The organism is Sporosarcina sp. FSL K6-3508 (assembly GCF_038615825.1).
Taxonomy (GTDB): Bacteria; Bacillota; Bacilli; order Bacillales_A; family Planococcaceae; genus Sporosarcina; species Sporosarcina newyorkensis.
In genome coordinates, this window is sequence record NZ_CP152016.1 from 1,746,791 (window position 1) to 1,771,163 (window position 24,373).

25 protein-coding genes are annotated in these 24,373 nt (G+C 40.5%); 11 read left to right on the forward strand and 14 right to left on the reverse strand.

The annotated features are described in order from the left end of the window. The first annotated feature begins 171 nt into the window (after positions 1-171). The 5 genes from MKX97_RS08475 to MKX97_RS08495 all read left to right on the forward strand — a co-directional run bounded on the left by MKX97_RS08475 (position 172) and on the right by MKX97_RS08495 (position 2,453). Positions 172-378: a hypothetical protein gene (locus MKX97_RS08475; protein ID WP_342537430.1), complete on the forward strand. Its 207-nt coding sequence runs from the start codon at positions 172-174 to the stop codon at positions 376-378. Between the two features lie 124 nt (positions 379-502). Then, positions 503-844: a hypothetical protein gene (locus MKX97_RS08480; RefSeq protein WP_342537431.1), complete on the forward strand. Its 342-nt coding sequence runs from the start codon at positions 503-505 to the stop codon at positions 842-844. A 120-nt stretch (positions 845-964) separates the two neighbouring features. Continuing rightward, complete coding sequence (locus MKX97_RS08485; RefSeq protein WP_342537432.1) at positions 965-1,456, forward strand: DUF4306 domain-containing protein; 492 nt, start codon at positions 965-967, stop codon at positions 1,454-1,456. A gap of 133 nt (positions 1,457-1,589) precedes the next feature. Continuing rightward, positions 1,590-1,802 (forward strand): PF20097 family protein, encoded by a 213-nt coding sequence (locus tag MKX97_RS08490; RefSeq protein WP_221838033.1) that lies wholly within the window; start codon positions 1,590-1,592, stop codon positions 1,800-1,802. 222 nt (positions 1,803-2,024) lie between these two features. After that, positions 2,025-2,453, forward strand: a complete 429-nt coding sequence (locus tag MKX97_RS08495; RefSeq protein WP_342537433.1) for a hypothetical protein — start codon at positions 2,025-2,027, stop codon at positions 2,451-2,453. A 407-nt stretch (positions 2,454-2,860) separates the two neighbouring features. On the opposite strand, the gene MKX97_RS08500 is transcribed toward MKX97_RS08495, so the two are convergent. The 5 genes from MKX97_RS08500 to modA all read right to left on the reverse strand — a co-directional run bounded on the left by MKX97_RS08500 (position 2,861) and on the right by modA (position 6,669). Further along, a complete protein-coding gene (locus MKX97_RS08500) occupies positions 2,861-3,235 on the reverse strand; it encodes a hypothetical protein (protein WP_009496648.1) in 375 nt (124 codons plus the stop codon). Positions 3,236-3,280: 45 nt separating this feature from the next. Continuing rightward, a complete protein-coding gene (gene fni, locus MKX97_RS08505) occupies positions 3,281-4,312 on the reverse strand; it encodes a type 2 isopentenyl-diphosphate Delta-isomerase (protein ID WP_342537434.1) in 1,032 nt (343 codons plus the stop codon). 140 nt (positions 4,313-4,452) lie between these two features. Further along, the gene (locus MKX97_RS08510) at positions 4,453-5,121 is read right to left on the reverse strand and encodes an ATP-binding cassette domain-containing protein (protein ID WP_342537495.1); all 669 of its coding nucleotides are present in this window, start codon (positions 5,119-5,121) and stop codon (positions 4,453-4,455) included. A gap of 21 nt (positions 5,122-5,142) precedes the next feature. Beyond that, complete coding sequence (gene modB / locus MKX97_RS08515) at positions 5,143-5,826, reverse strand: molybdate ABC transporter permease subunit (RefSeq protein ID WP_342537435.1); 684 nt, start codon at positions 5,824-5,826, stop codon at positions 5,143-5,145. Between the two features lie 18 nt (positions 5,827-5,844). Beyond that, on the reverse strand, positions 5,845-6,669 hold the full coding sequence (gene modA / locus MKX97_RS08520) for a molybdate ABC transporter substrate-binding protein (protein ID WP_342537436.1): 825 nt from the start codon (positions 6,667-6,669) through the stop codon (positions 5,845-5,847). Between the two features lie 156 nt (positions 6,670-6,825). Between modA and MKX97_RS08525 the strand changes: the two genes are divergently transcribed. After that, complete coding sequence (locus MKX97_RS08525; protein WP_342537437.1) at positions 6,826-7,782, forward strand: substrate-binding domain-containing protein; 957 nt, start codon at positions 6,826-6,828, stop codon at positions 7,780-7,782. Between the two features lie 24 nt (positions 7,783-7,806). Here MKX97_RS08525 and MKX97_RS08530 read toward each other — a convergent pair whose 3' ends face one another. Both MKX97_RS08530 and MKX97_RS08535 read right to left on the reverse strand, forming a co-directional pair. Then, positions 7,807-9,036, reverse strand: a complete 1,230-nt coding sequence (locus tag MKX97_RS08530) for an AI-2E family transporter (RefSeq protein WP_009496642.1) — start codon at positions 9,034-9,036, stop codon at positions 7,807-7,809. 28 nt (positions 9,037-9,064) lie between these two features. Further along, positions 9,065-10,021, reverse strand: a complete 957-nt coding sequence (locus tag MKX97_RS08535) for an LCP family protein (RefSeq protein WP_009496641.1) — start codon at positions 10,019-10,021, stop codon at positions 9,065-9,067. 536 nt (positions 10,022-10,557) lie between these two features. Here MKX97_RS08535 and MKX97_RS08540 point away from each other — a divergent pair. Then, positions 10,558-12,156, forward strand: a complete 1,599-nt coding sequence (locus MKX97_RS08540; protein ID WP_078816634.1) for an ATP-binding cassette domain-containing protein — start codon at positions 10,558-10,560, stop codon at positions 12,154-12,156. A gap of 101 nt (positions 12,157-12,257) precedes the next feature. After that, positions 12,258-12,941 carry a hypothetical protein gene (locus tag MKX97_RS08545; protein ID WP_342537438.1) on the forward strand — a complete coding sequence of 228 codons (684 nt, stop codon included), beginning with the start codon at positions 12,258-12,260 and terminating at the stop codon, positions 12,939-12,941. 49 nt (positions 12,942-12,990) lie between these two features. Here MKX97_RS08545 and MKX97_RS08550 read toward each other — a convergent pair whose 3' ends face one another. Next, positions 12,991-13,191 (reverse strand): cold-shock protein, encoded by a 201-nt coding sequence (locus MKX97_RS08550; protein ID WP_009496637.1) that lies wholly within the window; start codon positions 13,189-13,191, stop codon positions 12,991-12,993. Between the two features lie 210 nt (positions 13,192-13,401). Continuing rightward, entirely contained in the window at positions 13,402-13,695 is a 294-nt protein-coding gene (locus tag MKX97_RS08555) for a DUF1033 family protein (protein ID WP_009496636.1), read from the reverse strand. A 231-nt stretch (positions 13,696-13,926) separates the two neighbouring features. Here MKX97_RS08555 and MKX97_RS08560 point away from each other — a divergent pair, with 231 nt between their 5' ends. Beyond that, the gene (locus MKX97_RS08560) at positions 13,927-14,586 is read left to right on the forward strand and encodes a 5-bromo-4-chloroindolyl phosphate hydrolysis family protein (RefSeq protein WP_009496634.1); all 660 of its coding nucleotides are present in this window, start codon (positions 13,927-13,929) and stop codon (positions 14,584-14,586) included. After that, positions 14,576-15,766 carry a toxic anion resistance protein gene (locus MKX97_RS08565; RefSeq protein WP_078816636.1) on the forward strand — a complete coding sequence of 397 codons (1,191 nt, stop codon included), beginning with the start codon at positions 14,576-14,578 and terminating at the stop codon, positions 15,764-15,766. The genes MKX97_RS08560 and MKX97_RS08565 overlap by 11 nt, the downstream gene beginning before the upstream one ends. A 445-nt stretch (positions 15,767-16,211) precedes the next feature. On the opposite strand, the gene MKX97_RS08570 is transcribed toward MKX97_RS08565, so the two are convergent. The 5 genes from MKX97_RS08570 to MKX97_RS08590 all read right to left on the reverse strand — a co-directional run bounded on the left by MKX97_RS08570 (position 16,212) and on the right by MKX97_RS08590 (position 22,919). Continuing rightward, entirely contained in the window at positions 16,212-16,496 is a 285-nt protein-coding gene (locus MKX97_RS08570) for a hypothetical protein (protein ID WP_078816637.1), read from the reverse strand. A 742-nt stretch (positions 16,497-17,238) separates the two neighbouring features. Further along, positions 17,239-17,448 (reverse strand): DUF6501 family protein, encoded by a 210-nt coding sequence (locus MKX97_RS08575; RefSeq protein WP_078816639.1) that lies wholly within the window; start codon positions 17,446-17,448, stop codon positions 17,239-17,241. An 82-nt stretch (positions 17,449-17,530) separates the two neighbouring features. Further along, positions 17,531-18,748: a 2-oxoglutarate dehydrogenase complex dihydrolipoyllysine-residue succinyltransferase gene (gene odhB / locus MKX97_RS08580; protein WP_221837998.1), complete on the reverse strand. Its 1,218-nt coding sequence runs from the start codon at positions 18,746-18,748 to the stop codon at positions 17,531-17,533. A gap of 96 nt (positions 18,749-18,844) precedes the next feature. Next, positions 18,845-21,655, reverse strand: coding sequence for a 2-oxoglutarate dehydrogenase E1 component (locus MKX97_RS08585; RefSeq protein WP_009496630.1), 2,811 nt, complete (start codon positions 21,653-21,655; stop codon positions 18,845-18,847). Positions 21,656-21,842: 187 nt separating this feature from the next. Beyond that, positions 21,843-22,919: an undecaprenyldiphospho-muramoylpentapeptide beta-N-acetylglucosaminyltransferase gene (locus MKX97_RS08590; RefSeq protein ID WP_078816641.1), complete on the reverse strand. Its 1,077-nt coding sequence runs from the start codon at positions 22,917-22,919 to the stop codon at positions 21,843-21,845. A gap of 100 nt (positions 22,920-23,019) precedes the next feature. On the opposite strand from MKX97_RS08590, the gene MKX97_RS08595 reads away from it, so the two are divergent. Then, on the forward strand, positions 23,020-24,372 hold the full coding sequence (locus tag MKX97_RS08595; protein ID WP_139365926.1) for an MATE family efflux transporter: 1,353 nt from the start codon (positions 23,020-23,022) through the stop codon (positions 24,370-24,372). Position 24,373 lies beyond the last annotated feature (1 nt).

Consider the following 24,373-nt stretch of genomic DNA (forward strand, 5'->3'; position numbering starts at 1 on the left):
AGGTATAGGCATTAAAAAAATGCTTAATTGCATTTTACGCTTCCATAATTTAACCCCAATTTAACTAATGAATAGTGTATACTTGTTTCATAAGTTAGAAAGCTCCGAATTAGTTAGTATGTAGCAATCGGTCCATTTTGTGGAATGGCACTCAAGAGAGGGGATGGGTTCTTGGTCAATAAAAATCCTTCAAAATCATATAAATGGCATGAAAAGTATGGAGCATTTATAACTGCATTAGTTTGCCAATATTGCCTGATTATCAACTGGGAACATAATTGGCTGCTTGCAGGATTCTTTGGTTTAGGTGTACTTATTTGTGTAGTAATAGGATTTTCTGATGTAAAGAAAATTAACGCAGCAAATAATAGACAATAAAGCAATTGCGTCTGTATTGCAATCGGAGCCATTTTGTGTAGTAAAAGTGGTTCCTATATTGGTACGGTGAATACTTTTACGAAATATTTCAGGTAACAAATAGCAAACAGTGAGGATGAGAAAAATGAGAGTAAAAACAAAGTTTGGCGTATTCTTTTCTGTATTTGCCGTCATAGGGATTGCACTAGTTGGTTTTATGCAAAAAGAACCGTACAGTACAGAAGCAGTAATGGACTCATTATGGGATAACCATAATGTTCAAAGCACATCAATCGGTGACACTGACCCTGTTCTTGATGTATCAGTTTACGAAGAAAAAGATATTACCGAGGTCGAAAGTTATTTAAAAAATAACCTATCCAAGGAGGATTTAGAGCATTACAAACTCATTGTGTATCGGTATTCAGAAAACCAATGGGAATTTAGAGAAAATGCACAGGGGAAGCACAAATCAGTTTATAAATAACCAGATGTTATTTCCGCAATTAGGCGTAATTCATGATATGTAATCCCGCTCGATCTATATCAGGGCTAGATATTTTAAGATGGGCCCCATCTTAAAATAAAGTAAATGAGGGGGTTACAAATGAAGTATGCCATTCAATATCTATTAGCATTAATGCTGCTAGTATTTTCAACATTAATATCTTGGTATGAAGGAAGCATGATAAGAGATGTTCCTTGGGAATGGAAATACACAGCATTTTTTTCGAAAACGTTTAATGGGGAAGTTACGGATAATTCAGAGATATCGCAATTGGACCATTTCATCTATGCGGCAAAGTTTTATCCCATGTACCCTATACTAATTTTGTTAAGTCTATCTTATATCTTAATTTTAAGCGGTTACTTACTACTTAAAAATAATATCAAAGAATTAACAGTTTTTCTTTCAGCTATTAGTGTAATCTACGTTTTTTTCGGAATAACAATATTCAGTTCACCAACTGTAGGGGGAAAATATTTCACCTTTATTTTTCTTTTTATGGGGGGTATTAATTTAGCACTTGCTACTTTGTTCTTTTTTAAAATGCGAAAAGGTGTTAAGAAAATAGGGAGTTTTATATTTTTTACTTAACAGCGTTATATAACTTTCTACAAGAAACTGGACGCACCTCTTGAATAAGGATCTGCGCCTCGTATTGCAGAATAGGGCCATTTTGTTTTATAGTGAGTTATAAAAAATATCTAGGAAAGTCGGCGTTAGTAATATGAACGAAACTTTAAAGTGTCACAAATGTGGTGATGAAGTACAGCAAGGATATATATTTTCTCCTCGTCGAATTTGCTGGTCAGAATCAGGGGATTCCGTTTTCTTTGATGATGGAAACGAGGTCTTGATAAATGATTCAGTTTTTAAAATAGGCAAAGTTCCAGCATATCGATGCGAAAAGTGTAAATTAGTCACTTTTTCATATTTATGATTAGTGTTTTACATACATAGTCGCAATTCTTGTGCGAAGGATTGCCAATCTTCAATAAAACGGCGCGATTGCGATAGCAACCATTTGCGTCCGTTCATCAATCGGACCACTTTGTAGAATAAGGCAGCATAACGAATTACGGTTAGTTTTTCAATAATTCAAGTCGTTTTAAACCCTTTGGTACAGTCATATATTTAAAATAAAAAAAAGGATGTGTACAACGTGAAAAAGGGGGGAATTGCTTCAGCAGGATTCATAGCGATTCTATTTGTTGTAACCTTTTTGTATATTGGTACCCCTTTAACAAATGGGAAAACAGCTGCGAACTTCACAGATCGCGAAATAGATGTGGAGGCAGAACAGAAACAAAAAGAAGTAGAGGAGATTTTAACTCGACTTTATCAAAAGGATGGCTTTATTGAACAGATAGGCAAAAAATTAGAAGGTAAAGGCTATGAGTTTCAAACGTTGGTGGCTGTTTATTCCAGTGATGATATTCAGGTGAAATATGTATTAGAAAATAAAGGGGCTACTGAATTTGTACAAGAAGAAGTAAAATCAATTTTTTATGAGTCAGTTGAAAATTACAATCTGGATTCTAATTCATTTAATCTTAAAATAGGCGATAATAACGATGGGCCAGATTGGTGATGAGGTTCTTGTTCCGCATAAATATAGGATCCAAGTAGATTTTGACAACACAACTTTTAAATTCTAACTTTGATGATAAAGTTTTAGAGTAATGTAAATAGACTCTAAAACTAAAGGACGCAATCTGAAACAACGATTGTCCATTTTTGAAGCATTTAATTGTACAACAAAAGTATAATTGATGAATAAAAACAAAAATAATTAGAAATTAAAATGGTGAATTTTGGTTAGAAAAAATTTAAGGGTATAGTAATAGTCCGGACTTTGGTGTCCTTGTACATTAAAAACCGCTAATATCTCAATATCACAAGTATACTTATAACTGAAACTTAACTTCCTATAATTTATATTATGTTCGGGGCGTTCTACACACTCTATATTTTACGCACTCTCTAATACCTTCCACGCTACTCTTCTAAGCGGTTTTTATGTTCTTTTGTTTTCAAATCGCTAAAATCAATATGATCCACACAATACTCAATGACATCATTGACGAACAGCTTTTGTTCTTTTGCCAGCTGTTTGACGGTTTCCAATAATTCTTTGTCATATGTAGTTTTATATTGAATTCGATCTTTCGGGCGTAAATTTTTATCATACTGAATCACATCATGCGTTATAATATTTCGTAAACCGTTTTCCAATAAATAATTGCTGTATGTATTGTATTCCTCGGATAAATCGTCTAGTCGCTGTAAAATCTCTTTGCTGATGTTCGTACGAAATTTCACACGCGTCTCATCGGTTGTTTGAATCATTTTTCCGTTCACTAATTTCCACATGATAATTCCTCCTTTTAATATATAAAACAAACCGTGACCAAAAATTCACGGAGTTGTTTTTTGAAGTCGTTCTGTTTGCTGCAGTTCAGTAAGGTTTTGTGCGCCGACTGCAAACATTGCCATCCGTAATTCGAGTTCTCTAATTTCCATTGTTTGTAAAACGCTTTCTACAGAAACGGTAGCTTCCTCTAAAATCGATCTTCCAAAACCGACAAAATCTGCACCTAATGCGAAACACTTTGCAGCATCTACGCCAGTGTGCAACCCACCACTTGCAATTAATATTTTTTCATCCATAGTCGGTTTCACTAACTCCACAGAGCTCGCAGTAGGTATGCCCCACTCACTGAATGCGGCGGCAGCTTGTTGCTTAACTGGGTCCGTCCGAAATCTTTCAACTTGGCTCCATGATGTGCCTCCTGCTCCTGCAACATCGATAAAAGAAATACCGACATCCAGCAGTTTTTCAGCAGTGGACCGATCAATTCCCCATCCCACTTCTTTAATACCAACTGGAATGGACAAATCAGTACATAGTTTTTCTATTTTTGGCAGTAAACTGCTGAAATTTGTGTTTCCTTCCGGCTGAATGACTTCCTGAAGAATATTAAGATGAAGGACAAGCGCATCTGCGTCTGTATAATCAATGATTTTTCGGCATTCTGTTGCAGCAAAGCCGTAATTCAACTGAACTGCGCCCAAGTTTGCGATGATCGGAATGGTGGGAGCATACTCTCTCAGATCAAAAGATTGTCTATATGCTTCACTTTCGATTAAAGCACGCGTCGAGCCAAGTGCAAGGGCCCAGCCTCTTTGCTCTGCGGCCAGTGCCAAGTTTCGGTTGATCGTTTCAGCAAAATTAGCACCTCCTGTCATGGAACTGATTAAAAATGGAGTCTTGCATAATTTTGAGAAAAAAGCCTGTTCTATCTGAATATCGTCAAATGCCAGTTCAGGCAGTGCATTATGTATAAAATGATAGTGCTCTAAGCCCGTTGTAATCGTGTTTCCTGTCACTTGTTCTTCTAAGACGATTTGGATATGTTCTGCTTTGCGGTCATTTAGCTGTTTGCTCACAGGATTGGCCCCTCTTCAATGGATTGATACCTACTAGTATGGCGATATTTTGTTTTAAATACAAGCCATGTCTAGGTCCAGCAAGACATAGAAAAAGCTTTGATCCATTGAATCGGAGCTTCGTTGATTGGTTCGTTACCTCAATAAGCGGTTACCAAATGTTTAATTCGCTTTTCATCTGCGATATGACCTTGATCTAAATAAAGTATACGATCACCTAGCTTCTCGGCTTCCTCCAGATCATGCGTCACTATAATGAAAGGAATTTGCCAAATTTCATGCAGGCGAAGCAGTTCTTCTTGACATTGTTGCCTGGTTTCTTTATCAAGTGCAGACAATGGCTCGTCCAGTAATAAAACAGATGGACGCGTGGCGAGCGCTCTCGCTAACCCAACTCTTTGCTTTTCACCGCCTGACACTTGATGGGGATACTTTTGCAGCAAATGTTCAATACCGAGCACGTGCAGAAGTTGCTTAATTGTATCCTGTTCCTCTTTGTAGTGCTTTTTCTTGACGCCATACCAAATATTCTTTTCGACTGTCATATGCGGAAACAGAGCATAATCTTGAAATAAATAACCAATTTGACGCTCTCTCGCTGGTACTGGTTTTTCACCACTCTTGTAAAATGACCGATCTTTCAATGCGATCAATCCACTATCAGGATGCACAAGTCCTGCAACACAGTTTAACACTGTAGTTTTTCCTGAACCGGATAGACCGGCCAACACGAGGATTTCTGCTCCCACATCGAATTGAATAGCCATTTCATAATGCGCGAGCCGTTTAGTTAGTTGTACGCTCAGCATCCGCTTCCCCCATTTCTTCATTCACATCCTGCTAAATCGACGAATATTACGCTTGCTCCACCAGTTCACCCACAAAATCAGACTGAATCCGAATGTAATGATGATGACGACCCAAAATGTCGCCTTTTCCATTTGACCGGACTCCACTGCAAAATAAATAGCCATTGGGATCGTATCCGTTTTGCCTGGTATGTATCCCGCAAGCATCAATGTTGCTCCAAATTCTCCAAGACCTCTTGCGAACGATAAAACCAATCCTGCCAGCAAGCCTGGCCAGGCAAGTGGAAAAACCACAGTCCAAAATACACGCCATTCGGAAGCGCCCATCGTTCGTGCGGCATTTGAAAACCGTTCATCCAGACTCTCAAACGCAGCTGCAGCACTCTGGTACATTAACGGAAATGACACAACAATCGAAGCTATGACCGCTCCAATCCACGTAAAAACAATTTGAAAATCAAACCATTCCAATAGCCAACTACCGATCCACCCTTTTTTCCCGAATAAAATGAGCAGACCAAACCCCACTACAGTAGGCGGCAATACGAGAGGTAACAAAAACAAAGCTTCCAATATACTTTTACCAAAAAAATCTCGTTTTGACAGTAAATAAGCTATGAAAACTCCTGCTAAAAACACGAAGAAAGTGGAGATGGCAGCTACTTTCAACGATAAAATCAAAGGTGAATAATCCATTTCAAGCAAGCCTACTCCCCCTTCCTCTTACTTAAATCCAAATTTTTGCAATGTTTCTTTTCCTGTAGTACTCGTCAAATAATCCAAAAATTGCTGTGCAGCCTCCTGATGTTTGGAATCTTCTACAACTGCTCCGGGATAAACAATTGGCGCATGCCATTCAGGATCTGATTCAGCCAATACTTTTACATCATACGAAATATATGCGTCACTCGAATAAACCACGCCATAATCCGCATTACCCATTTTCACATGTGTCAACACTTGACGAACATCTGAACCTAACACTAGTTTATCTTGCAAAGGCTCCCATAAATCTAGAGTTTCAAATGCTTCTTTCGTATAGCGTCCTACTGGAACGGATTCAGGTTCGCCTACTGCAAAGTGATCGAGAGCAGCTGGATCGATATCTTCAAACGAGTCAATCGTACTGTCCGAATCTTTATGTGTGATTAATACAAGTACATTTGATGTGAAATTTTCTCTAGATTCATTGTTGATTAATCCTTTTTCCTCCATATCATTCATATCTTTTGAGCTTGCAGATAAGAAAACGTCAGATGGTGCTCCGTTTTCAATGTTTTTAGCTAATTTTCCAGAACTACCGAAATTATAAGTCAGTTTAATTCCTTCGTGCTCTTCTTCAAAAGTCGATTTTAAATTTTCTAATGCGTCTGTCAAGCTGGCTGCAGCAGAAATTAATAACGCCACTTCTTCATCAGGTTGCTGTTTTGACTCAGGCGTTTCCTGATCTACGGTCGCATCTGTTTTTTCTGGCTCATTGTTATTCGAACATCCGAACAATAGGACAGACAGCACGGCGAATGTAACCGAAAGTAAAAAACGTTTCACTGTTATTCCTCCTTTTCTCTTGAATAAAACTAACTATAACTAGTTATAGTTAATTATATTTAAAATTATCTTAATATGGTTTGCTATACTTGTCAATTTTGCATTTTTCATAGAAATGACGGAAGATAGAATGAATGTGCATTGGAGGATGAAGAAATGAGCAATCTAGATAACAGTGTATCGTATACAACAGAAGAAATTGCCCAACTACTGAAAGTTTCAAAACTTACGGTCTATGATTTAATTAAGAAAGGCGAAATACGTGCCTATCGTGTGGGAAGGCAAATGCGTGTAGATGCAGTGGATTTATCGGCTTATAAAGAGCGGTTAAAAAGCGGAGGTGACTTTCCTACAAGACAGCCAGTCCAAGCAGTTTCGGAAGAACAGGCACCTGGATTATCTAGAGCTTCCTCGATTATTATTAGCGGGCAAGATTTGAGCCTTGATATTTTAGCCAATACGATTGAAGATGCCGGACTAGGCGTTCGTCCATTACGTTCATTTACAGGCAGTCTCAATAGCTTAATTAAAATGGTTCAAGGAGAAGCAGATATTGTCAGTACGCATTTGTTTGACGGTGAAACGAAACAGTATAATTTGCCGTATATTACACGTTTACTTACTGGCCAATCTTATTTGGTCGTTAATTTACTCGGTAGAACAGCTGGAATGTATGTACAAAAAGGCAACCCGAAAGAGTTTAGTACCTGGTCTGATATAGGACAGCCCGGCATTCGCCTGATCAATCGTGAGAAAGGCTCGGGTGCACGCGTCCTGCTAGATGAACAGCTGCGTCTTGCAGGTATTGCCCCGTCTGCTATAAAAGGTTATGAGGACGAAGAGTTGAATCATATGGCCGTAGCGGCGCGCATTGCCTCGGGTCAGGCAGATGTGGGAGTAGGAATTGAAAAGGCCTCGCGTCTCATTGATGTGGAGTTCGTTCCGTTGATTCAAGAGCAGTATGATCTTGTATTGCTGAAAACACAGGACAATGAAAGACTGCGTGATCTGGTTTTGGAAACTTTAAATTCTCAAAATTTCCAAGAGAAAATCTCTGCAATCGGCGGCTATGATTTATCAAATACAGGTTCCATTTTATACGAAACACCATAAAAATAACCCGCCGTACATGGCGGGTTATTCTATGTCCTCATAGTTTTCCAAAGTATCATAATACATCTCTTCCTCGGTTTCGAAGCGATTATAGCGCAGTGTGAATAAATGAAAGGCATGTGTCGCTACTACCTTCAGCAATGCATACGAAGGGATTCCAAGAATGACACCGGCTACGCCAAATAACGATCCGGCGGTCAACAAGACAAAAATAATTGTAATCGGGTGGATATGTAGGGATTTGCCCATGATTTGCGGCGAAATAAATTTACCTTCCACGACTTGTACAATGGTCCAGACAATCGCCAGCTTGACCAACATGAAAGGTGACGTCACAATGGCGATAATAACCGCAGGCGTAATGGCGATGACAGGTCCTAAATAAGGCACAATGCTTGTAAACATTGCCAGAACACCGAGCAAAAGTGCATATTTCATTTTAATGATTAGGAATCCAATTGAAACCATAATACCGATCGCAATTGCCACTAAAATCTGTCCTTGAATATAGGCGCTGATCTGTTTGTCCGCATCTCTGAAAATAGTTGATGCGTCGTCACGTAAACGAGGCGGCAACATACGCAAAATCATCTGTGGCAGCTTCTCGCCCTCTTTTAGCAAGTAGAACAATATTAATGGAACCGTAAACAAACTTAAAATAATACCAGTCAATGCGGAAATAAAGGACGTGACACCGGAAGCGATCCCTCCAATTGTTTCGGTGAAGAATTTTCCGATGCTCTCAAATCCTGAATCCAAAAAGCTGTTGACATTGAAATTAAATCCTTCATAAACAGGAGCGAATATGGAAGTTCTAAAAAATAAGTCCATATCCAAAATCAGCTGTTTGAAATACGAAGGAAATTCATCGAATAAGTTGATCGTCTGCTCACGCAGAAATGGCAGCACGAGGAAAATGACTAATGTGAGCAATCCGGCTGCAGCTAGGAATAAGATCAATATCCCATAAACCCGTGGTATCTTCAGTCGTACTTCCAAAAAACGCAGAATGGGTCTCATTAAATAATACAAAATGGTTGCCAGCACCATAGGCAGGACAACTGTTGAGAAAAACACACGGATCGGATAAAAAATAAATGAAACTTGAGTGAATATCAAAATGATCAATCCAATAAGCAATAAACAAAGCAGCACAAACAATGTAGATTGACCACCAAGAAATCCAACGATCGGTGACGCTGAACGAATAGACCAAAAATCCCGTAAAGAATTCTTTTTTGGTGGCTGTCTCAAGATCCTCTTCCCCCTTCTGTACGACCCTTTATTGTGCGGCTAAAAAAGAATGAATCGCTTCCCTATTTTTATCTAGATCGATTTCTATAACAGAACCTGCATGCCGGTAAGAGGTGAACGAATAACTATCCTCTACTGGTATCCTCAATGTTTCGAGATCCAATTTTCTTTTCGCCAAAACGGTCAAGACTTTGGTCAATTCTTCTTTCGAAGTGAGATCGGTTTGGATATAGTTATCAAGTGCGCCTGCTACTTTAGGTGCCTGCAAAATAGTAGATAAACTAAATAATTCATTCTTAACAGCTGAAATAACTTCCTGTTGCCTGTTTACTCGGCCGAAATCTCCTTCGTTGTCCGCGCGATAGCGGGCATAACCTAATAATTCTTTGCCGTTAAGCTTCTGTACCCCCGGAGTTAACGTAACGCCTATTTTTTCAGACATTTCCTTTTTTACATCCATCTCCAAGCCCTTTGGAAACATAATATCCATAATTGATTCAAAGTTTTCGAAATCGACGACCGCGTAATGATGAATTGGAATATTAAACATTCCTGAGATGGTTTCTTTTGCGGTTTGTACACCGCCTAAGTAGTATGCCGTATTTAATTTATAGGATTGATAACCCGGTATCTGAGCATAAATATCTCTCATGAATGAAATCAACTTGGCGTTTCCGTGTGTTTGATCCCAAGAAAGTACCATCATCGTATCCGTACGGTATTTACCAGAACCATCATTATCAATTCCAAGCAACAAATAATTTTCCGTTGTGGGGTCTTGGGGATCTAGTAAATCGCCTTGAAAGTCTCCAGGGTCAATCTCATTTCCCGCAGTCATCGCTTTACCTTGCTTGTATTGAAAATAACAATACGCTGCAACTGTGATCGTGCCAAGCAATAAAAGGGTAATAAAAACCCTGCCGACCCGAAGCTTGCGTTTCTTTTTTCTGCGACGCGGCAGTTGTTCTTCCAAGTGTTCTTCCATTTAACCTTCATTCCTCCAATAACCCTGTAGTCCTTTAATCAATTACGCCTCGGCGTAATTGCGTCCAGATTTTGAATTGTGCTTAGGCCTACGTGATGCAGGTCAGTTAACCTATGCCGCAGGACGCGGCGATCATTGGTTAACTTCATCTCTCAAAATCTGTGACATCCGCCGGAGGCTTTATCTTTGTTCAGCGGGCGTTTAAACACCCATCGAACAGGAAATAAGACCCCATTCATCTCACCACCTGTAGAGGTGGGAGTCTCCTGCTGAATATAGATAATGACGTTTTTGCCTCCGGTGGGTTGCGTCTGGATTATGCGTTTCAAATTGATTCGCGATTTTACAATGTCAGTATAAGCATAGCCGAAAATAAAAGTGGAAATACAAATAATAAGGCTTGATGATTTGCTGTGTCAGCAAACTCCTGCTTCTCTTATCGTAAACCCAAAATGCAAACAGTTCCAGCCCAAACATTCCATTCCATCGTTTTTTCATGTATAATAGGAGCATTGTGAATTTAGGAGGATTTAATTATGTTAGCAGTCAGTAATGTGAGTCTTCGCTTCGGCGACCGCAAGCTATTCGAAGACGTCAATATACAATTCAATCCAGGCAATTGTTATGGATTAATTGGAGCGAATGGTGCGGGAAAATCAACTTTTATCAAAATCGTTTCAGGTGAACTTGAACCTCAAACAGGTAATGTCATCCTAGGTAAAGACGAGCGCTTAGCTGTATTGAAGCAAAACCACTTCGAATATGAAGAATTTGAAGTAATGGAAACGGTTATCATGGGACATAAGCGTCTATATGAGGTTATGAAAGAAAAAGATGCCATCTATATGAAAGAAGATTTCTCAGATGAAGATGGTATGCGTGCAGCTGAATTAGAAGGCGAATTCGCTGAAATGAATGGATGGGAAGCCGAATCAGAAGCTTCTGTTCTTCTTCAAGGACTGGGACTCTCTGAAAGTATGCACCATGTTAAAATGTCCGAATTAACTGGATCGGATAAAGTTAAAGTATTGCTAGCCCAAGCTTTATTCGGCAAGCCGGATGTATTGCTTCTCGATGAGCCGACCAACCACTTGGACTTGAAAGCTATCCAATGGCTGGAAGAATTCTTGATCAACTTTGAAAATACTGTCGTTGTCGTTTCCCACGACCGTCATTTCCTGAATAAAGTCTGTACGCATATTGCGGATCTTGATTTCAGTAAAATTCAAATCTACGCTGGGAACTATGATTTCTGGTACGAATCCAGCCAACTTGCGTTAAAGCTTTCTCAAGAGCAGAATAAGAAAAAAGAAGAAAAAGTTAAAGAACTCCAAGCGTTCATTGCGCGTTTCAGTGCGAATGCTTCGAAGTCCAAACAAGCAACTTCCCGTAAAAAGACACTCGACAAAATCGAATTAGACGATATCAAACCGTCGTCCCGCCGTTACCCTTTTGTGAACTTCACAATGGGCCGCGAAATCGGGAATGATGTATTATCGATCAAAGACGTTACGAAAACAGTAGATGGTAAAACCTTCTTGAAAGATGCTACGTTCACACTTGGCAAAGAAGATAAAGTCGTTTTACTAGGTAATCCGCTTGCTAAATCTGCATTGCTCGATTTGCTTGCAGAAGAAACTGAGCCGGATACAGGATCGATTAAATGGGGTGTTACAACGACACGTGCGTACTTCCCTATTGATAACACGAAATACTTTGAAGGATCTGAGCAGACATTGGTCGAATGGCTGCGTCAATATTCTCCAGAAGATGAAACGGAAACTTTCCTGCGTGGATTCCTGGGCCGTATGCTCTTCTCGGGTGAAGAAGTAAAGAAAAAACCAAGTGTATTATCAGGTGGAGAAAAAGTACGTTGCATGCTCTCTAAAATGATGCTGACAAGTGCTAACGTTCTTTTACTTGATGAGCCGACCAACCACTTGGACTTGGAGTCGATCCAAGCATTGAACAATGGTTTAATTGCGTTTAAAGGCGCAATGGTCTTCACATCTCATGACCACCAGTTCATTCAGACAATCGCCAACCGTATTATCGAAATCAATGAAGATGGAACAATTTTCGATAAAATGATGTCGTATGATGAGTATTTGGAATGGAAAGGTCAAAAAGCATAATTGTTTCATGACCGCTTTCTCTTTGAGAAAGCGGGCTTTTTAATTTTCATGAATACTTGGTTTCATTGAGGGTATACCACAGAATAAAGGAGGTTTTTTACATGAAACGCAATTCAATCGTTCTTGTATTTGCGCTTCTGCTTGTAATGGCCGGTTGTTCTTCTAAGCCCGCTACATCATTGGATGGCAGTGGCAGCACAAATGATAAGCCGACTAAGGATGAACAAACAAATGAGAGCCAAACAGATCATCAGGATGCAGAAAAAACAGAAGTGCAATTACTCGACTACTTTCTTCCTGATGGATCAAGTGCCCATTATAAAGGTGAAGGAAATGAGTTTGCTGAATTGGATATCACAGTGAATTCCCCTATTGAGGATTATATTGTAATCCATGAAAATAACGGTGGGTCTTTCATTCAGAAAGTATACAAGCTTCAAGGAGATGAAATCCAGGTTCTTCAGGAAGAGCCGGTCGAATTGAATGCCGGCGTTCCTTCTAAAGAAGAGTTGGAGGCATTGAAGCCGATCCGCGTCTATTTAAAGGGACCGATCGAAAAAGGCACAACGTTTGATGATTGGACTATTGTAAAAATGGATGCTTCTGTAGAAACACCTTATCAGCAATTTGAGGATGCGATCGTCATCGAAAAAGAGGATAAAGACATTATCAATCGCATCTATTTAGTGAAAGGATTCGGCGAAGTAAAACGAGAGTCGATCATGACATCAGAAGAAGATTTTGTAGTAACTTCTCTGCTGGAAACAGTAACACAACCTGAATGATTTATCCCACATAAAAAGGCGCCTCTATAGGCGCCTTTCTGCAAGTGGATTATAATTTCACAACGTTAGCTGCTTGTAAACCACGGTTTCCTTCGACAACTTCAAATTCAACTTGTTGACCTTCGTCAAGTGACTTGAATCCGTCGCCTTGGATTGCTGAGAAGTGTACGAAAATATCGTCTTCTCCATCAACTTCGATAAAACCGAAGCCTTTTTCAGAATTGAACCACTTTACTGTACCTTGTTTCATTCGATAACCTCCAAAAATGTATAAGTACTTGTTAATACATGAACTTTCGCATAAAAAAATTCACATATTACAAAAGGTGCCGACGTCGCCGATCCCTTTTGTAATAGGTGAATCAATTAGCATACGATCGTTCGATTAATTTACTTAGAGCAAGTATATCATAATTGGATGGATTGTCAATAAAAAGCATACCGAACTTACAGAATCTTTTTACGATATATCTGGCTGATCATTCACCAATACAATAAGTCCATGATAAATTTGCAAATCGCCTTCACAGCCGTCGCAATAATGCTTTTCAGATGGCGACCAAAATGCATGAAAACAGCCTTTGCGTGTCTCATAGTGCTCGTAACGCGTTTTCATATCGATAACCATAGCACTCACATATTCTTGCATTTCAATTTTATTTGGAAATGTTTTCGCAGAGATTGTAAAGTCTCTCCACTCTTCAAACATCCACCATGGTTCAAAATCAGCTTTCATATAGACCACTTCATACATTAGTATGCACCCCTTTATCCGCTCTATGCATGAATGACACTTATTCTAGCAAATCTATTCCCTATAGCAAAGTAAAAAGATTGGCGCGACGAAATATATGAGTTTTTATCCGATTTCAGCTATAATTAGGATAGGATGGATTATGGTCAACATCCCCATTGGGCCGAATGAAACTTTTTCGTTGTTAATCCGTAAGTAATGTATATAGAATGGAAGGTGGCCTGACAAATTATGAATAAAATAAAAAACTTTTTTACGCGACACGCAATTATGGCTCCTGCTAGTTTCCTGACTTGGTTCACTCTGATCGGAGCTACGAGTCTGAATTTCTTTGTGAGTTCTGCGATTGGTATCGCGTTGTATGCAGGTGGAAATGTGGCCATCAAAGAAGTACAATTACGTTCCAACCTGAAACAACTTGGAATGACGCGTACTGAATATAAGCATATCGAACACCAACTCACCCAATCCAAGCAAAAATTGAAACGTTTGGCCAATATGTATGGACAAGTGCGTTCTATCCAAGCGTTTAGACAAGTATATGATATGTCTTCGATGGCTAGAAGGATCATTAAAATTGTTCAAACGAATCCACGTAAATTTTATCAGGTGGAGACGTTTTTCTACGCACATCTAGATTCTGCAGTAGAATTGACTTCTAAGTATGGACTATTAGTTAATCAACCGCTAAAAGATAGAGAAATCAAAGTAGCTCTTCAGCATACACGGGAGACGTTATCTGATTTAAGTCAAGAGATGGAAAGAGATTTACGAAATGCAGTTGCGACAGATTTAGAGCAACTACAAATGGAAATTGATTTTGTTGATGTTACAATCAATAAAGATAAACCGTTGCTCGAATCGAAAGGAGAACATTCTAATGACAGATAAAAATGCACAAGAGGAAACCACAATTGATGATTTACTCGGCAATCCATTCGACATGGATGCCAGCCTATTACCGCAAGAAATGGAGACTACCCTTGCGGAAAGCGGCGCGTCTACTAAGCTCGTAGACCGCCTATCAAAAGAAGAACAAGACAAAGCGAAACAGTTGGCTTCGCAAATTCCCGTAGGCAATTACGAAGCAATTATTACGTATGGTGCCAATGCTCAAAACGAACTGTCCCGCTTTTCCCATAAAATGCTGGATCATGTACAAAGTAAAGATATAGGACCTGTTGGCGATGTGCTCAATGAACTGATGAATAAACTATCCGAAATTGACCCGGATGACTTATCGGAGAAAAAGAAATCTGGCTTAAGCCGCCTATTTGGTAAAGCAACACGCTCTGTTCAGGAAATGATGACGAGATATCAAAAATTAGGTACCCAGATTGATAAAATCGGGGTGCAATTGGAACATTCAAAACGCGGTTTAATGGAAGATGTGCGCATGCTTGATAATCTATATGAGCAGAACAAGACTTATTTCCAAGCACTTAACGTCTACATTGCGGCCGCAGAACTGAAAGTCGAGGAAATCAACAATACGATTATTCCTGAATTGCACAGAAAAGCAGAGCTTGCGGATGATCAAATGATGGTTCAAGAAGTCAATGATATGGCACAGTTTGTCGATCGCCTGGAGAAACGTCTCTACGACCTGCAACTGTCACGACAAATTACGATTCAAAGTGCTCCGCAAATCCGGATGATTCAGCAAACCAACCAGACGTTGGCAGAAAAGATCCAAGCATCTATTATGACGGCGATTCCATTATGGAAAAACCAAATTGCAATCGCATTGACGTTGAATCGTCAGCAAAAAGCTGTAGAATCTCAAAAGCTTGTAACAAAGACTACGAATGATCTGTTACTGCGTAATTCGGAGATGCTGAAAACGAACAGTATTGAAACGGCCAAAGAGAATGAAAAAGGCATAATTGAAATCGACACGCTGAAAAAGACACAAGAGAACTTGATTCAAACAATTGAAGAAACACTTGTCATCCAAGCTGATGGCCGAGCGAAACGTAAAGCCGCGGAACACGAGATCGCGCGTATGGAAGAAGATCTTAAAACTCGTTTGCTTTCTGTATATGAAGAATCAAAAAACCGTCCTTCGTAAAGTGCGAAGTTCGGTTGAAAGGAACTAGTACTATAAGTATTATTCTAATTAGTATGCAGTTCACTAGTAAAACGACAAAACACATAGCAAATAAAAACGCTCAGATTTGATTCTGAGCGTTTTTGCATTTCAATAGTTTACAGATGTTGGGAGTTGTTTGTCCGATAATCGTGCCTTTTAATTGAACTATGAATTTAACCTGACTAACGGGTTACAGCCTGGCAGCCGTTGAATTCCGTTGCAGGCGGACGCGTTCCGCAGGGCGGGCGTTGAACCACACTGCTCGCTTCGCTCACCTAGGTGTTTCACCTGTCCCGCTAATCCTGCCGGAGTCGCCGCCTTCCACTCCAATCAACTAAGGGGGTCTGTTTGAAATTTTTCTTCCGCAATTGCGCCCGTTACCTGAGTAAGTCCAATGTTAAAACCACAAAAATAATATTCAAAATTATAATTTCATTTCTTTGTAAACTGCAATAGGTTCTACTGAAATGTCCGGATAAGCAACCGTTGAAAACATATCGTTTATTTTGCTAAACTCTTTTACAATTTCATTAATAAACGGACCTAAAGATTTAGCTTTGTTAATCCCTAGTGTATTAATTCCTTTTCCTAAATCCTTAACAAATGATTCTATATCTTCACTACTTCTTCCTGGGATATTAGTTATTTGACAAATCAATAGGAAATAGGTGAATGCTTTATCAGAGAAGAAATAGTCAACTTTAGACAAAAAGAAAGCCACTCTGCGCCGTAAGAAGCAAAAGGGTGGTTCTTGAGATAAAAAGGAATTTTAAATTGACAACCACTCACCTGGATGGCTAAGGTTGCGGGAGAGTTCAAGCTCTTCTATCTTTTACTATCTGCCCCCATTCTAACGTAAAATGTATGCATTATTCGAGGAAGGGTTTCTAATCTTGAGTCATAGCGGAGAATGGTTACTTTTTTCTATTGATGAATAGTGCAATCATCCCTTAAAAAAGGAATTGAAATTTGTTTAATGAACTGGCTATTTAGTGTTGCAAGTATGAAACTCGTAATGAATTTAATCCGTCTTATATTACAACGATTTCGAGAAGGGGTTCGATAGGAACAACTTTAATCAAAATCTAAAAAGGAATGGGTGATTTTATGAGGTTCTGGTACTTACTTTTACTTCTGACAGGTGTTGTCGTTTTTATTGTGGGGTTAGTTAAAATAAAGACAGCTGGAGGAATTAAAGCGTTTGTTCCACTAGTTACAGGAGGACTATTTGTAATCTTATCCGTTTTCTTATTAACGCCTAATAGCTCAGAAATTATTACAGACCTTTTAAATTTGCAATAGTAAATAGCTTTTCAAAGCAAATGGTCGCGATTGTGGAACAAACATTATGGATACCTTCTATTCGTAAAAAAGTATAGAAAAAACGCTCAGAAATCTGAGCGTTTTTTCATGTCAACCGAACTTGTTACCTCATAAGGACATTTTTGCAGTTAGATCTGTTCGTTTGCAAAGTACGTTTTGTAATAGCCGCCGACTTTTCCAGAATTGTCGACGATGAATAAAAATTCATCTGTTTCATTTTTTACTTCGTACGTATTCCCTGCTGTCAACATATGATTGACGACATATTTTTCCGCGTCGGTGTGTGTGCACGTGACAGTTTTCAAAGTAGGTGCCTCTAACCAGTTCAGATAAGACATAGTTTCATCTCCCCTCTCATATTTCATAAAGGAAAGCGACCCACGAATTGAAACGCGGGTCGCTTTATTTTGAATCAGACGATCAAGAACCTAGTAGAAGGTCTTCAGGGTTTTCAAGCAACTCTTTAACCATCTTCAAGAATCCAACTGAATCCTTTCCATCAATTACACGGTGGTCGTAAGAAAGTGCTACATACATCATTGGACGGATTTCGATGTTGTCGCCAACAGCTACTGGACGTTTTTGGATAGTATGCATACCTAGGATACCTACTTGTGTACCGTTTAGGATTGGAGTAGATAGTAATGAACCGAATACTCCACCATTCGTAATTGTGAATGAACCGCCTGTCATATCGGCAATTGTCAATTTATTGTCGCGTGCTTTTTTCGCAAGCTCTCCGATAGAAGCTTCAATTTCAGCGAAGTTTTTGCGGTCTGCGTCCACAACGTTTGGTACAACCAATCCGCCTTCAGTGGAAACTGCGATACCGATATCAAAATAGTTTTTCAATAAAATTTCATCGCCATCAATTTCCGCGTTGACATAAGGATACTTCTTCAATGCCGCAACGACTGCTTTCGTGAAGAATGACATGAAGCCAAGGCGCACATCGTTTTGCTCGAAGAACTGATCTTTCTTGCGTGAACGAAGAGCCATCACGTTTGTCATATCAATTTCGTTGAACGTAGTAAGCATTGCAGTCGATTGCTTCACTTCAAGAAGACGCTTTGCAATCGTTTGACGCCGGCGAGTCATTTTTTCGCGTGTGATGCGGCCGTCATCTTTAGCTTCAGTTACAGCCGGTTTAGCTTGTGGCTGTGCTTTAGGAGCGTTTGTATGAGCGGATACGTCTTGTGCACGTACGCGACCCATTGGATCTACAGGTGAAACCGCTGCTAGATCGATTCCTTTTTCACGTGCCATCTTACGTGCTGCCGGGCTTGCAATTGTACGGTCTGTAGAAGTAGCTTGCTCAACTGCAGCTTCTTGTTTTGGAGCTGGAGCTGCTGCCGGAGCCGCTGCTTCTGTTGCTTGTGGAGCTTGCTGTGCCGGTGCACCTGAACCTTCGCCTACAATCGCGATTACTTGGCCAACTTCAACTGTGTCGCCTTCCGCAGCCAGTAGTTCAGATACAACACCTGCTTCTTCTGAAATGACTTCGACGTTCACTTTGTCTGTTTCCAATTCAACGATGAATTCACCTTTATCTACGTTTTCACCGGGTTGTTTCAACCATTTTGCAATTGTGCCTTCTGTAATCGATTCTGCTAGTTCAGGTACTATGATCTCTGCCACAATAAATTCCTCCTCGTAGGTGTACCGTTTTCACGGATAGCTACTTTTTTATAAGTAGTTTTTGACTGTTTTTGAAAAGCTTCCTTATTTGTTATATCACTTTTTTAATGCTTCTTCAATAATTCGATTTTGTTCAACTTTATGAGAAGCTCCGTCGCCTTCTGACGGGCTGGAACGGTGAATACGACCAACATATGAAATGTCCTTGCCATCTGCCAACTCTTCCAAGTACGGATATGCAAACGACCAAGTACCCATATTTTTAGGTTCTTCTTGTACCCATACCAAGTCTTTCACTTTCGGGAAGCGAGCAAGGATTTCTTTGATTTTGTCGGATGGGAATGGGTAGAGCTGCTCTACACGAATGACGTGCAAGTAGTCAAATCCTTCGCCATCTTTAATTTTCTCTGCAAGATCGATTGCTACCTTACCGCTTGCAAATAAAATTTTCTTGACTTTTTCAGGCTTCGTACCCGTACCCGGCTGTTCAAGCACTGTTTTAAAGTGTCCTTCCACTAAGTCATTGACGTCTGCCCCAACTAGTGGATGACGCAATAACGACTTAGGTGTCGCAATAACTAACGGACGCTCTGCTTCACTTCCAAGAATCTTCGATTGACGACGCAATACGTGGAAGTAGTTAGCTGCACTTGAGATGTTCGCAACTGTCCAGTTATTTTCTGCACACAGTTGTAAATAACGTTCGATACGAGCGCTGGAGTGCTCAGGTCCTTGTCCTTCAAATGCGTGCGGCAATAACAAGACAAGTCCTGATTGCTGACCCCACTTGGAGAAGCTGGAAGATACAAACTGATCAAACATAACTTGTGCCATGTTCGAGAAGTCACCGTATTGTGCTTCCCAGATGGACATCGTTTTGTCTTCTTCCAAGTTGTAGCCGAATTCATAACCGACGATACCCGCTTCCGTTAATGGGCTGTTGTATGCCACGAACGAAGCGTTGGAGCCACCAATATGATGCAACGGAACGAATTCTTCACCTGTTTTTTCATCATGGAGAACTAGGTGACGTTGAGCAAATGTACCGCGCTGGATATCTTGACCAGACATACGGATTGGTTTGCCGTCCTGTAAAATAGAACCGAATGCGAGTTGCTCAGCGTGCGCCCAGTCGATTTTACCTTTTCCGTTAAACGGTTCTTCACGTCTTTTAAGGATTTTATCCAGTTTGCTAAATACCGTGAATTCAGATGGATATGTCAATAGATCTTCATTCATTTTACGAAGACGATCTTCTGCAACACCTGTTTCAAGATCACGCGGTAGTCCAGCAAGTACCCCTTCTGGAGTGGCATTCGAAGTTTTTGGAGCGTCTGCAGAATCTTCCTTCACACGGTCGTAAGCTTCTTGCATAGACGCGATGACGGATCGGTCCATCTGCTGCACTTCTTCGTCTGTCATGATTTTCTGTTCCACCAGACGCTGTCCGTAGATTTGGCGAACTGTTGGATGCTTATGAATCTCATGATACATCACTGGGTTTGTTACGAGCGGCTCGTCCATTTCATTGTGTCCGTAACGGCGGTAACCGATCAGGTCAATTAGGACGTCTTTACCGAACTTTTGACGGTATTCAAATGCTAACTTCGCTACAGCAAGAACTTCTTCCGGGTGGTCTGCATTCACGTGGAATATAGGCACCTCAAAGCCTTTTGCTGGATCGGACGCATAATGCGTAGAACGAGAATCATAGTATTCAGTCGTAAAGCCAATAGTATTATTGGCGATTACATGAATAGATCCGCCTGTTCTGAAGCCGCGTACACGACTGTAGTTGAATGATTCAGGTACAATACCTTGTCCTGGGAATGCTGCGTCACCGTGTACAAGTACCGCATACGCTGCATTTGTATCTTGTTTTGGAATCCCTGGCTGATCTGTGTTCTCCTGTGCAGCCCGAGTTTGTCCTGTAATAACTGGATTCACAACTTCTAAATGTGAAGGGTTATAGGCTAAGAAACGGTTTAGACCGGATTCACCTTTGTAAAGAGCACCCATATGGTATTTTACGTCGCCAAACCAACCGCGCGTAACTTCCAATGAGCCGTCTTTTGGTAAGAATGGGGATGCCGGTACGCCTGCAAATTCTGCAAACATCATTTCATATGGTTTATTTAGATTATGTGTCAACACGTTCAAACGTCCGCGGTGAGCCATGCCAATCAACATTTTTTGTACTTTCGCTTCTTCAGAACGGCGAACCAATTCATCGATCAATACGACAAGAGTGTCCACTCCTTCTATAGAGAAGCGCTTGGCTCCGACGAATGTACGGTGAATAAATTTCTCGAAACCTTCAATTTTCGTCAAGCGTTCGAGAAGTTCCTTTTTCTCATCGCCTTGCAAGCTTGACTGCACGTCACCGTTTTCAATTTTAGTTTGAATCCAGTTACGCTCAGTTTCGTCGATTAAGTGTGAAAACTCATATGCGATGGAACCTGTATATAAAGATTTCAGGTAATTCATTGCATCCAATCCGTTTTCCACTGTTGGTGGAACATTTTTCAAGAACAAAGATGCTGGCAATCCGACCAGATCGCTGTCTGTCAATCCGTGATATGACAATTCTAGACGTGATGTATCCTTTGGTCGATCGTTTAATGGATAAATGTCTGCTGCAAGATGCCCATACGAGCGAATGGCTTCTAGTAAAGAATAGACGGCAAGTACTTTGCGCAGATCTGTTTGTGAACCTTGCGCTACAACTGCTACTTCGCCGGACTCATCGATCTGAGGCGCACCAAAATTCCTGAATAGCTCTGCTAACTCAGGATCAACTGCATCTGGATCTGTTTTAAACAGATCATACATTTCCATTACATACCCAAGGTTTGGACCCGAAAAAGCAGAATACGGGGAACGATGGGAATCCACAATGTTCGACATGTAATATTACCTCCACATTTGCCTATTGGCTTGTTGTGATTATTTTATATACTTCCATACAATAATAGCACGCAAATCCTAGAACTGAAAGGGATTAATACAAAGTTGTGAACTTTTCTATAAAGGACACGAAAAAAACATGAAAATCGCGACAAAGTCTTTGACAAAGGTGTATTGCTATTGTTTTTTATTTCTGAAAAGACAAAATCATTTCAGCCATTTTCTCAGGGGTTTTTGGTTCTGTCGTTTTTTCAATATTCGACAGCAGTCGAGTTTTTTCTTGCTCCAGATTTTTGAAGAGTTCATCCATCGGCTGATCTGCAAGCTGTTCTTCCTCTACTTTAAGCGCTAATCCTTTCGATTCGAAATAAGATGCATTCAGTAGTTGATCTCCCCTACTTTTGGATGCAGCGAGCGGAACGAGTAGCATAGGTTTATGGATAGCGAGCAGCTCGAAAATTGCATTGGAGCCGGCGCGTGAGATCGCGTAATCGGAAGCCGCCAGCAAATGAGGCAATTCCCCTGTTACATACTCAAATTGAACGTAGCCTGCTAAGTCGTTTAGCTCATGAACTGCATTTCCTTTCCCGCATAAATGAATGATCTGATAATTTTTCAACAGTTGAGGCAATTCACCGCGTATCGCTTCATTCAATACGGCTGAGCCTTGGCTTCCGCCCATGACGATGAATATTGGACGGTCGGATTTTAACCCCGCTATGCGCAAACCTTCTTCTTTGCTGCCGTTAAAAAGTTCAGGACGGATAATAGGACCCGTGCAAGTAGATTTTCCAGCCGGCACATATTGTAGCGTTTGCTCAAACACGGTGAAAATCTGCGAAGAAAACGGCAATGCGAGTTTATTTGCTAATCCTGGCGTGACATCGGATTCGTGGACTACAACGGGCACATTAGCCAGCTTAGCCGCCATCACAACAGGAACCGAAACGAACCCACCTTTAGAGAAAATGATTTCTGGCTTGAGCTTTCTTATAATAGACAATGCCTGAAAGGTACCTGCTCCCACGCGAAATGGATCGGTAAAGTTTTTCATGGAAAAATAACGCCGCAACTTCCCACTTTGTATAGAGTGATAGACCACTTCAGGATGTCCATCTCCGATTAACTCTCTTTCTATCCCTTCATGTGAACCAATGTAGTGCACACTATATCCTTTACCCAATAAAACCGGGATTAAAGCTTGATTGACGGATACATGCCCTGCCGTACCGCCACCTGTTAATACAATTACCGGTCGCTTCATTCTTCCCATCCTTCCTTGTAAATCTTATGTAATGTAATTTTCGCTTTGTTTTTCATGATACAATAGCCATTGAAAAATAATTATAGAGGAAATGAAAACTATGTCTATTGCTGAGAACACATTAAAACAGAAAAGCTCGTTATTCATTAAAATCATGCTGCCGATTTTAATTACTCAAGTTGCACTCTACTTGATGTCTTTCTTCGATATCCTGATGACCGGACGCTATGATACCTATCATTTAGCAGGCGTCACGATCGGTTCTTCTTTCTGGATTCCTGTCTACACAGGGCTATCTGGTATCTTGATGGGTCTTACCCCTATTATTGCACAGCAAATTGGCTCGAAGAATAAAAGTGCGATCCGGCCTACTGTCCAGCAAGCATTATACGTTTCCCTCACTCTTTCGGCAATCATTTTTGTATTGATCAAGTGGGGAATCTTGCCTGCGATCACCAAAATGCCGCTCGATGATCAAGTTGTGGAAGTTGCTACGAATTACTTGACCGGTATGAGTGTCGGCTTGGTACCGCTGATGGCCTATACCGTGTTGCGTTCTTTTTTCGATGCCTTAGGTGCAACTCGAGTGTCCATGTTCATTATTTTATTATCTGCTCCGATTAATATTGTCTTAAACTACTTATTGATTTTCGGGAATTTTGGTTTTCCTGAATTAGGCGGCGCAGGTGCGGGCTATGCTTCTGGAATTACATATTGGTTAGTATTCTTCATAGCCACGTTAATCGCTTGGTCATCTAAGCACTTTAAAGAATTTGCTCTGTTCCAAGAATGGCAACCTGTATCGTTTACGAAGTGGAAAGAGATATTATTGGTCGGTGTGCCGATTGGACTTTCGATTTTCGTGGAAACGAGTATTTTCTCAGTTGTAACGTTACTCATGAGCGGCTATACTGCCCAGGTGATTTCTGCGCACCAGATCGCTTTGAATTTTACTTCTTTACTTTATATGGTGCCGCTAAGCGTATCGATGGGTACGACGATTTTGGTTGGTCAATCAATTGGCGGCAATCGGCCAAAAGATGCCCGGGAGTTTACGTATCTCGGAATTGGATTTGCTGTATTGTTCAGTTTCCTATCCATATTCATCTTACTGACGTTCCGTGAAGCCATCGCTTCTATGTATACGCCGGATCCAGCAATTATTGCACTCGCCATTCACTTTTTTGTCTATGCAGCGTTCTTCCAACTGTCCGATGCAGTGCAAGCACCTATTCAAGGCGCTCTGCGAGGTTACAAAGACGTAACGATGACGTTTTTGGTTGGTGTCATTTCATTTTGGGTGATTGGTCTGCCGGTAGGGTACGTTTTGGCTGGTTATACGAGTTTAGGAGCGTATGGCTATTGGGTCGGACTTATCACAGGATTGACAGTCGGTGCGGTCATTCTTTCTTTTCGCTTACGCTATATCCAAAAAAGACAAAGCCAGCAGTGAT